This window comes from Marinobacter sp., from assembly GCF_052094685.1.
GTDB lineage: Bacteria > Pseudomonadota > Gammaproteobacteria > Pseudomonadales > Oleiphilaceae > Marinobacter.
The window spans coordinates 1-10,689 of sequence record NZ_JBQDKB010000110.1 but is presented as its reverse complement, the minus strand read 5'-3'; the positions used below and the strand labels follow the sequence as shown (position 1 = coordinate 10,689).

The window sequence follows — 10,689 nt, the reverse complement described above, 5'->3', positions numbered from 1 at the left end:
GAGGTGGGTCAAAATTAATGGCCAGTAGTGGGTCACTTTAATTGGCCACTAACAAATGGCATCGAAAAGCTGAAGCAATGCATCGCCAGCGCCCATAAGGCCTTAAAAAGCGGCGGGGTATTTTGCTTTAACTCAGTCGATAAAAATAAAATAGACAACAGTCTGTTCGAAAGGCATACCGCCACACACCAAAACAGCATTTTCACTTTCAGTTCCGCATGGCACTACTGTGGCGAGGGAGAGAAACAAACTCTTAGACTCAGCATCAAAAAATCCACAGAAGACATCACCCAATCATGGGATGACGAACACCCGATGGTTGCTGTGAGCTTTGACGAGCTGAGGGAAATTCTACAGCCGTATTTTGAAATTCATATCCTTGAACACGACTATGAGAAGATCACGCCTTGGGATAAAACATCGGGAAACGCAATTTTTGTCTGTGTAAAAGCCTGATTTAATACCTTGCCTGGCTATGGGTTAGTCGACCGAGCTACTGGATTTTCCACGCCAGCAACGGTAACCTTCCGCTCAGCTTTATTACCAGATACACATACCTTCAAGGACTGAAGATATGCCCCAGGCAAATGGACTGCAGTTCACCGCGCGTGTTGGTGAGCTTCCCGAAGATGTATTTTCTGTCGTCAGTTTTGCATTAACCGAAAGCCTTTCGGAACTTTTCCATGGCCGCCTGATTCTGGCCAGCACAGATTCGGCCATTCAGGTTTCAGATGTACTGGAACAACCTGTGGACTTGGTAGTTTGGCAGGACGGCATGCCTCTTCGCCGCTTCACTAGTGTGGTGAGCGAGTTTGCCCGGGGTGACTCTGGCCATCGCCGCACACGCTACGAACTCATTATTCAGCCGCCCCTCTGGCGCCTGGGACTGATGCACAACAGCCGCATATTCCAAACCCAGACCACAGACACCATCGTGCGCACCCTACTGGAGGAGCGCGGCATTGTAGATTCGGTGTTTGACTTGAAGCGCGCGCCGCAGGAACGGGAATACTGCGTGCAACACCGGGAAAGTGATCTGGCATTCATTGAGCGGATGGCCGCAGAGGAAGGCTGGCACTATCACTATCAGCACGGCAGTGTAGAGGGAGACGAGCAACCCGGCCTGATTATAGCCGACCATCACGGCGATGCGCCTCGCCTCGAAGCCGCCGAATATAACGGCAAGGCAGGCGGAAGCACCCATCAACCCGCGGTATTCCGCTTCCGCTACGAAGAGCGCGTTCGAGCTGCCTCCGTGGCAATCAAAGACTACACCTTCAAAAACCCAGCCTACGGGCTGATGCACGAACACAGCGCAGCCGGCGCCAGCCACCGCCAGGATTATCAACACTTCGACTACCCGGGCCGATTCAAAGCCGATGCCAGCGGCCAACCGTTTACCGAAGCCAGACTGGACGCCCTCCGAAACGACGCGACCACTGCCAACGGTGAAAGCAATCGCCCGGATTTCACCTGCGGCGCCAAAGTGGAACTCACCAACCACGACAGCGCCAAGCTAAACCAGGATTGGCTGCTTACCGCTATTACCCATGTGGGCGAACAACCCCAAGCATTGGCAGAAGAAGGCGGTTCTGAACCGACCACTTACCACAACCTGTTCAGCGCGGTTCCGGCCACAAAAACCTGGCGGCCTTTATGCGATCACCGGCCCCTGATGGACGGGCCCCAAATTGCCATTGTGACCGGCCCCGAAGGCGAAGAAATTCACTGCGACGAATATGGCAGGGTAAAAGTCAGATTTCCCTGGGATCGCTATTCTGAAAACAACGAACACAGCAGCGCATGGCTGCGCGTGAGCCAAGGTTGGGCAGGCGGCCAATATGGATTCATGGCCCTACCAAGAATCGGCCACGAAGTGATCGTCTCCTTCCTCGATGGTGATCCCGACCAGCCCATCATCACAGGCACAACACACCACGCCAGCAACACACCGCCCTACTCGCTGCCAGAGCACAAAACCCGCACCACCCTGAAAACCCAGACCCACAAGGGTGAAGGCAGCAACGAATTGCGTTTTGAAGACGAAGCAGATAAAGAGCAAGTCTACATTCACGCCCAGAAAGACCTTGGTCTGCTCACGGAAAACAACCGCACCGAAGTCATCAAAAACGACAGCCATCTGACCGTTGAGAACGACCGCTTCAGCCAGGTGAAAGCCAACGACCACACCACGGTGGATGGCGAACAGCGGGAAAAAATCGGCGGCGACTACAGCCTCACGGTTAACGGCAGCCACCACAGCAAGCTCGGTAAATCCCAGCTGGTTGAAGCCGGGAACGAGATTCACCACAAGGCTGGCATGAAGATTGTGATTGAAGCGGGTGCAGAGGTGACGCTCAAAGCGGGTGGTAGCTTTGTGAAGGTGGATCCGAGTGGGGTGACTATCTCTGGGCCGTTGGTGCGGATGAATTCTGGGGGTGCGCCTGGGAGTGGGAGTGCCGTGGCAGCTCAAGCGCCCCAACAACCGTCGGCGATTGCCGACCAAGGGCAGCCAGACAATGCAACGGCGCAGCTAGCCGAAACATCTCAGCGAATAGACTCCTCTGACGAGCCACGCTGGTCAATGGTTTCCGAAAATGCCGGTAAAGCGCCGTTACTGAAACAAGCCGCCCGGGAAGGGGCATTAACTATCACTGCTTGCGAGTTTGATGAGCATGGACGCTGCACACTACATCAACACACTTAAACATACAGCTCCCAGGGCTGTCGCGCCTCAGGACTATGATTTTGCCGTATTGGATTTGGCAAGCTCAGACACGCTTCTTGAAGAAATCTATGCCGGAATGACGGATGAAAAACTTCAATGGTGGAGTCTCTTTGAAGGTACAAGTTGGCAATCTGACTGGTCAAATGGCCCAGTTCTAGTGGACGTTCGAACAGCTCCAAATTTTCGCACTCGGTTAAGTTCTCGGCTCGAATCCAAACCACTCGGTCTCGTGTTCAAGTCGAACTTGTCCACCGATGAAACCCGCCAACACCTTGCGCATTGGTTAACCGAATCCAATCCGGGAACAGAGCAACTTCTACGGTTTTATGAACCCAGAATGTTTGCCCCATTATTGTGCGTTCTGGCCAATCAAAGACGCCAAAATCTGTTATCCGCTGGGGCCCTTTGGCATTGGTACGACACTCACCATTGGCGTCAGTCAATTCCCAACGAAGAAGCCAAAAGTATCAACGATAAGCTCGAGCAAATATTGGTTACACCACAGGAACTCCAGCGTGCAGAACCTTACTGGCTGGCTGGAGAAGCTTGCGGATACGCCACCTACTATGCTGAGGCCCTGCCTCAGGCTGAATTACCCGAGTGCTGGGTATTCGACAGCCTTTGCACTGCGAAAAATGTTGGCTTTGACAGTGCTGACCACATGGAACGTTGGTTGAGAATGGCTATTCAACATGGCCCAGGCTTCCACCTTACCGAACCAATACACCTTATATTGTCCAATGGAGGACTTCCCGCTTCGGATCGTCTGATTGCTATGGAAAGCTTGTTGGAGAAGACTGATGCAAACAACCTATAGAGTCCAAAACGGAGACACTCTGTCCGCCATTGCAGCTCAACACCAAACATCTGTAACAGAGCTGCAGGCTATAAATCCGCGAATCACCAACAAGCATCACATTCAGGTTGGCTGGGAATTAAAAATTCCCACAAATGAGGATGCAGGAAAAGAAAGTGGTGCTCATACCTTGCGATCACCACGCTCTACCGGTAACGAATCCAAAGGCAAAGCAAGCTGCACGGAGTGCTCAGAAAAATATACCGAAATTATCCACGTAACAGGGGCCAGCGACGACGAGTGGTGCGTAGCACTGCCAGAGAGTGCGGCTCAGGATATTTTAGAGGAAGCCGAACACATTGATGCGTTAATGGCGGAGTTTAAAGAAGCACAAAACTCACCTCACGATCCTCAGTCGGATGAGCCAAGCCCCAAGCGACGCTGGATGCAAAAAGCCGAGAAAATGGGCGTAATTGCGCCAATACCTGACGAGCATGACGACGACACTGTGGATAAAGCCTCACAGATCAGCTCACAAATCGCCGCTATCGATGAACAGATAAAGTGGTACAACGATTACGACTCCGGCTACTTGATGTCGTATGTCAGCAACGACGCACAAAAACGTGAAGATATTGAAACCGCCGCTAAAGATAAACGGCTGAAAATACTGCGCCAGGAACGCCGAATCTTAGTAAATCAACTTGAGAAGGGAAGCACCGCCAAAGGAGTAAAAGGCGAAGGAGTTTCATCAACGGATTTTGTGACCCCTCGCGGTAACAGCACTGAGAAAGGATTTGTAGCAAGCAGGAGCATAAGCAAGGAAACCGGCGTAATTGAGGTCATGATAGCCAGCCGCCCCGGGCGCTGGTCTTACATTCGACGGGAAGCTTACCAAAGACTGATTACTACCTATGCCTCTGTTCGTTACGTTAAGAAAACTCGCGCCATAGCAAATGCGCTGAAAAACAAGACAGGTACAGCCTCCATCCTAGCTGGCAAAGTTTTAGAGGGTATTTCTGCAGATGCCTCGAAAAGTCTCGTGGGCAATATTGAGGTAACATTCGCCAAAACCAGCGACGAGCATTATTTACTGGGTGAAGAGCATTCAAAGTTGACGTGGACCTCCGGCGGTGATGATGAAAGCCCTGTCGAAAACAACTTTCAGGTCAGTACCGAAGCGCACCTCATGCGCTTTGCCATGCAGGCAAGCGCCGGAGTGAACGCCTTCGACCTAAGCACCGGAGAGATTGATATTGGCACCAAAGCAAGCGCTTCTATGGCGCTCCTCGAAGCTGAGGCAAAACTCACTGAAGTTTTTGTTCCAAATGAAGCCGGCTGGGACTGTCGGTTCACCTATCGAAATCGCAATGGAGATTTGACCGATATGGCCTTCGGGGCCTTTCGTTTCTCCGGCGACATTACTCTGAATTGCTTTGTCGGCGGCCGAGTCAGTGGGGAAGCTAATGCCAAACTTTCTACGGGTGCCGCTTCGTTCCTGCTGTCTGACAAGAAAAAAGTGGAGACAAGCCCCACTGCCGGGCTCGCAGTATCCGGCAACGCGTTTGCTGGTGCAGAAGCCGGTGGAGCAGTGGGTGGCCAGTTCAGTTGGGTACACCCTAGTGAACAGTACAAAAGCAATGCAGATTGGCAGAACTTGTTCAAAATCTCAGCAGGCGGGACTTTAGCATTAGGAGCTGGCGCCGGGTTTGATTTTGAGCTCCGAGTAGTACGTAACGCTATAGTTCTGGTGTGTAAGGGGCGCCTGGTTTTTGGCCCTGGGGCCAGCGGTTCTTTTGGAAGTGAAATCGGAGCCGACAAAATATGGAATTTGGCTAAAACTGTCTTCGAAGTGCTATCCGAAGCGGATTATCACTTTCTGGCAAACATAGACGAAGACCTTTTCTCCCAGTGGACCCAGGCTTTGTATTTGAAATTTACTGACGATACTCAAAACCTCATGGAGCTGCTGACATGCTCTGGGTTGCGCTTCGATGAATCTTGGGCGATGAGGAAGGGGCGAAAAGAAGCTGCCGAGGCATTATCTGCAAAAATTATTGCCAGTGCTAAGAGATGCTCAAGCCTGGAGGAGCTAAATCTGGACGGCCTACCATACAGCCAACTACCTCCGGAAACCCTAGGTGTCATGATGCATACATTAAGTGAAACGTTTATTGATAGCTGGGAGGAAAATCAGGAAAAAGCCATCCTGATCCTAGTTTCTCAAATTAAAACGTGGCGGCAGTTTTTTGAGACATTCGAGCACATGTCTTCAGATGGGCGTAAGGTAAATCCAATGGACAGTCTGAGGACTCTTGTCGCAATTCTGGATGACGGCGCTTCCGACAGCCAGCTTTCTCAGTTCCATCGCTGGATTATTTCAGATCTGGCAATAAAACCTACTAAGCGATCATTAAGTTTGGCGTGGACGCCTATTCCAATAAAGCAAAAGGCTGACCGCTTGGCCATCCGGATAGCCAAGCTTAACGAGTCACGAGGAAAAAGGTGGGCTTAATGTTGTGAGCACCGAAACCCAAGGGCACGATAATAAGACCTTTCAACAGCCGGAGCCTTATCCCTGAGTATGGTGGTTTTCGCACGTGCTGAAGTACGAAATCCACCAGACCGAATTACTTTGGCGTGTCCGGATACAGGCCCCGTTGGGTTATTCTCGGGGCTTTCCTCATAATAAGTGTCTGAGTACCAGTCATTTACCCACTCAGCGCTGTTAGATGTCAGATGGTGAATTCCCAGCGGATTTGGCGGAAAGCTGTCCACCGGATACAGACGCCGAATTCCATCGTGAGGGGGAGCATTTTCTCCTGGAAGCCACTCGCCATTATTTGTAGCAACGAGAACCTTCTTGCCTCTGTTTCGGGCAGCAAACTCCCATTGTGCCTCGGTTGGCATATCAATAGATCGATCCGTCAACTCTCCGATCCACAGACAATAGTCCTTGGCTTCCTGCCAAGCCTTAGTCCAAGCAGGCAGATTGGGCTCAAATAGTTGCTGTCGATCCTCGCGAGAGCGCAATTCGGGAGCGTAAGGCTCTCTACCCATGACTTCGCGATAAAGGTCAAAGTCATCCAGATTCGTTTCGTATTTTGAAAGGTAAAAATCATCGAGGGTAACTTTATGAAGGTGATCGTTGTCGGGCCAGATATCGAGATTACAAAGCTGCTTAGAACCAGGCTCACACGGCCAGCCAAACTCACCCATCATAAAGCTGCCGCCTTCAACAAACGCCATATTATCCAGTGCACGCACAACGAGTTCTGCAACGGCTTTTTGTTGCCATGAGGACAGCTCTGGGTGGCGCTCCTCAACTCGCACCTCAACCTCGTTCACCTCAGATTCACTGAGCGTCTCGCTGGTAACAGATGTGCAGCCTGCAGCCAGGATCAGACCCATAGCAACAAATAGTAGATAACGCATGCATGCTCCGTGCAATAAAATTAGACGTCCGTATTTATGCAACCCTATCAGCTGGTAGCCCTGATCAACCCGCCAGCTTCGGCAAAAAAGACGTATCCACCCAATACTTCTTCAGATTACCTTCATCCACCCGCACAGGAATCCTTTCCTGGCTAACGAGATCCGTCGGATCAAACCACAAATTCTCACTACGAAAAACATGCAGCTCGCGAGTTTGCGGGTGTTGCCACTGGCATACAAGCCGGAACGGGCTGCGGCCATTTACCGTTAAACCTGTGTTCTGCTCTACCCCTTGGAACGAAGCGTGGATCTCAACGCCATTTTTCTGGAGATTGGCATTTGAACGATTCTTTATAGCGCCGTAAACCAACATTCCACCGCCAATCAACAAAAACACTAAGCCAATGCCACTAACAATTAGCGCGCCGCCCCACAATGAGAAGAAGCCATTAATCTTTGCGGCTAGCGGGCTTGAGAGTTCATAAAGCACGGATACACGCTCACCTTGATCATACAAGGGTGGGTTAGAACCCGAGTTAGATTGAAACTCGACCTGTTGGCCATCGGAGGTAACAAATTGAACGAGCGGGTAATAATTTATGGAGTCACTAGAGCGAGAACGGATCAGCTCCACCACTGTGCCCTGTGATGAAACAGAACGCTCTAGGAATGAAGCCGTGCTGCTGTATATGGCAAAGGCACCGGCCAGCATACAGGCACCAAAAATGGCAAAAACGTATTTGAGGATATTTAGAGTTTTCAACGATATCTTCCTTTTTAAACGTTGAGATTTAAGGATGCGAAGCCCCTACCCTGGGACGGTAAAACCAAGCGCGAAATTATACCCGCAAATCATCACCAACTCACCCAGTTCGCGCTAGACTGGTCGGTATGAATAACCAATATGCAGTGGTGACCGTTTGAAAAAGCTACTCCTGATTTGTGGCTTGGCCTTGCTGATGGCGGCTATTTTTAGTGCCATAGCCAAGCCGGTTCCTATTGAGCAAAAGCTAATCAATATTCATGCTCAAGATGTGCTCGGTGATTTTCCCGGCATTGAACAGGAGCCTGTTGAAATTCAGGCGATACTGCTGGATATGTCTGATGACCCTCTTCTGCTTCTGAAGGCGCAAGCTGCGTTCATGCGTTACCCGAATATGGCCCGAAATGTGTTCCCGCTTTACGCTGCAGAACCGGAGTTTCAAAACATCCTTAGGAAATATGGTGAGGACATCCTACCGCCTATCCAGCATTTCGTGAGCCAGCCCATCAACACGATTGAATGGATGAGCAGGGCGTCCCGTCAGTATCAAGCCGCCAAGCGGTTCTTTACCGGCGGACCGGAGAGCTCGAAACCTGACAGCCAGCCCTCAAACGAGGGCGAAAAACTGTCACCGGAAGAGCGAGGCTGGTACGCCGTCAACTTCATTCAAAGCGAAGGTCACGACTTTCTGGGGCAGTTTGTTGTCGATAGCCAAGGCGCCACTCAATGGATTGGCACAGAGCGGGTGCTAGAAGGCGTGAATCAGTTTTTTGCCAGCGGCATTCGTGATTTGGAGCGCAACTACCGTTCCGGTAATGAGATTACCGCAGGCGACGTTGGCTGGGCTTCGGTGGATGTACTGATTTTTGCCAGTGCAGCAAAGGTTCTCCGCGTTGGGCGTACGGCAGCCGTTACCACCAAGGGGGCAAGTCGGGGCGCTCGCTCCGCCGCTCTGGCCGCGCGGGTTTCTCGCAGTGGGAAAATGGTGTTGCGCAGCGCCCGTTACGCCAAATGGCCTCTAATAGTTGGCGCCGGCTACCTGGTTGTCGCCCATCCCAGCATTATTAACGACCTGTTCGCAGGTGTGGCAGATGTACTTGGCTATCCCGTAGCTGCCGTTCAGTTTGTGGGGTGGTTGCTGCTGCTTATCCCTGCATTTTACATCGCCAGCTGGCTGCTATGGTTACTGGCGCCGCTGCTGATGGGGCTGTTTCGGGCCATGATCCATCTGGTGGCAATTCTGAGTGGCCGCAACCGCCGTAGATCCCAATACGAAAAGCTATAAGCCAGCTCAGCGCCACCCCACCTCATCAAACCGCGCATCTGCCTGCAATCGGCCAAACAACTCCATATCGCTTTCATGTTTACCCAGCCGCAGAACCAGCGTCGCTTCGCAGTTTTCAGTTTTTGGCTGGCGAATCACACTTCGGTTTTTGATCTTCGCGCCTTGTTCCTCAAGCTGGGTGGTCACCTCAGCTAACAGGGCGAAATCACCCGTCCACTTCAGTTCCAGCGACGCATAACGGTCGCCCCTGAAGGGAAGCCGGTGCAGAACATACAATGCAACCAGCACCAGAAGAGTGACCACACTCGCAATCACATATTCGCCAAGCCCAACCGTTACCCCTATGGCTGCAACCGCCCAGATAGAGGCTGCTGTCGTAAGCCCGCGCACAAAATCGTTGCTTTTTACGATCGTGCCGGCGCCAAGAAAACCAATCCCTGTAATAACGCCTGCGGCCGCACGGGCCGGGTCCATCCGGATAACGGAATCCGCATCAACACTGAACTCAGAAGACAGTTTCTGGAAGGCAACAATAACCGCAGCTGAGCCAAGACAAACCAAGATATTGGTTCGCAAGCCAGCCTCGCGGCCTCGTGACTGGCGCTCCATGCCCACTAAGCCGCCAAGTAGCATTGCGGCCAATAGGCGTAATACGAAGACCCCATCGCGGGCAACCACATCGAGAAAATGTTCCATCAATATTCCCCCAAAATCACGCCGGATACTGAGTATCTATACTCAGGTATAATGCATGATCTGCGATCAAGGCGACAATCAGGCGCCCGCGAAAAAAGCACCTGAACCGGAAGAAAGCGCTAACCCATGGCACACCCCTACTTTTTTGGCTGCCCGCAATGGCAACACCCTGCCTGGAATAACCTGCTGCCTCCAGGGCAAAGCCCCTTGGAGCGCTACAGCAAAATATTTAACTGTGTTGAGGGCAACACCACTTTTTACGCCACGCCAAGCCGTGAGCAATGTCAGCAATGGCGCTTGCAGGTGCCCGACGACTTTCGTTTTCTATTGAAATTTCCCCGAGCAATCACTCACGACCGGCTGCTGTCTGGCGTGGACGCAGGTATGCGGGATTTCCTGAACGTTGTCGCGCCATTGAAAGACGTACTCGGCCCCTTTCTGTTGCAGCTCCCTGCCGCTTTTGGGCCTGAGCACCTAAACAACCTCTGGCGCTTTGTTGATGCCTTACCCGCTCCCCGGACGTGCACCGTGGAAGTGCGCAACAGCGCTTTTTTCAACAAAGGTGATGCCGAAAGAACCTTAAACCGCGGCCTGCGCGAACGAGGCATCGCACGGGTCTGTCTGGATAGCCGAGCACTGTTTGCCGCCATACCAGATAATGAAGTAACCATTGGCGCCCAGCGTAAGAAACCCCGGGTGCCGGTGCATTTGCTTCCCGGTGAGGCAGCTCAAGTCATCCGTTACATCGGCCATCCGAATCTCGAAGCTAACCGCGAATACTTAACGCCTTGGGTTGAGCGGGTCGGCAGCTGGATTGAACAAGGGCAATGTCCCTATTTTTTTCTGCACATGCCGGATATCGGCAACGCTCTGTCGCTGACCGAGCTCTGGACCGAGTTATTAAGCAAGCGTGTGGAAGGAATTGAAGCCCTGCGTTTCAACGAAGAACAGCCCCAAATGGGGCTGTTTTAAAACGGCGGCTCACG

At 51.9% G+C, this 10,689-nt stretch carries 8 protein-coding genes and 1 pseudogene; 6 read left to right on the top strand and 3 right to left on the bottom strand.

Annotated elements, in window-relative coordinates:
* Positions 1–60: 60 nt before the first annotated feature.
* The 4 genes and pseudogenes from ACTH3S_RS16240 to ACTH3S_RS16225 all read left to right on the top strand — a co-directional run.
* Positions 61–456 (top strand): annotated as a pseudogene (locus tag ACTH3S_RS16240) (SAM-dependent methyltransferase); the annotation flags it as partial.
* A 118-nt stretch (positions 457–574) separates the two neighbouring features.
* Positions 575–2,707, top strand: a complete 2,133-nt coding sequence (locus tag ACTH3S_RS16235) for a type VI secretion system Vgr family protein (protein WP_441810055.1) — start codon at positions 575–577, stop codon at positions 2,705–2,707.
* Positions 2,676–3,545: a DUF4123 domain-containing protein gene (locus ACTH3S_RS16230; RefSeq protein WP_441810054.1), complete on the top strand. Its 870-nt coding sequence runs from the start codon at positions 2,676–2,678 to the stop codon at positions 3,543–3,545. Before ACTH3S_RS16235 ends, ACTH3S_RS16230 begins: the two co-directional genes overlap by 32 nt.
* A complete protein-coding gene (locus tag ACTH3S_RS16225) occupies positions 3,499–6,039 on the top strand; it encodes a LysM peptidoglycan-binding domain-containing protein (protein ID WP_441810053.1) in 2,541 nt (846 codons plus the stop codon). The genes ACTH3S_RS16230 and ACTH3S_RS16225 overlap by 47 nt, the downstream gene beginning before the upstream one ends.
* On the opposite strand, the gene ACTH3S_RS16220 is transcribed toward ACTH3S_RS16225, so the two are convergent.
* Together ACTH3S_RS16220 and ACTH3S_RS16215 are read right to left on the bottom strand one after the other, a co-directional pair.
* Complete coding sequence (locus ACTH3S_RS16220) at positions 6,036–6,959, bottom strand: formylglycine-generating enzyme family protein (protein WP_441810052.1); 924 nt, start codon at positions 6,957–6,959, stop codon at positions 6,036–6,038. The two genes, ACTH3S_RS16225 and ACTH3S_RS16220, sit on opposite strands and share 4 nt — an antisense overlap.
* A 64-nt stretch (positions 6,960–7,023) precedes the next feature.
* The gene (locus tag ACTH3S_RS16215; protein ID WP_441810051.1) at positions 7,024–7,722 is read right to left on the bottom strand and encodes a DUF3592 domain-containing protein; all 699 of its coding nucleotides are present in this window, start codon (positions 7,720–7,722) and stop codon (positions 7,024–7,026) included.
* Positions 7,723–7,879: 157 nt separating this feature from the next.
* On the opposite strand from ACTH3S_RS16215, the gene ACTH3S_RS16210 reads away from it, so the two are divergent.
* Positions 7,880–9,007, top strand: coding sequence for a hypothetical protein (locus tag ACTH3S_RS16210; RefSeq protein ID WP_441810050.1), 1,128 nt, complete (start codon positions 7,880–7,882; stop codon positions 9,005–9,007).
* A 6-nt stretch (positions 9,008–9,013) separates the two neighbouring features.
* Here ACTH3S_RS16210 and ACTH3S_RS16205 read toward each other — a convergent pair whose 3' ends face one another.
* Positions 9,014–9,703, bottom strand: a complete 690-nt coding sequence (locus ACTH3S_RS16205) for an MgtC/SapB family protein (RefSeq protein ID WP_441810049.1) — start codon at positions 9,701–9,703, stop codon at positions 9,014–9,016.
* Between the two features lie 126 nt (positions 9,704–9,829).
* Between ACTH3S_RS16205 and ACTH3S_RS16200 the strand changes: the two genes are divergently transcribed.
* A complete protein-coding gene (locus ACTH3S_RS16200; RefSeq protein ID WP_441810048.1) occupies positions 9,830–10,675 on the top strand; it encodes a DUF72 domain-containing protein in 846 nt (281 codons plus the stop codon).
* Positions 10,676–10,689: the final 14 nt, after the last annotated feature.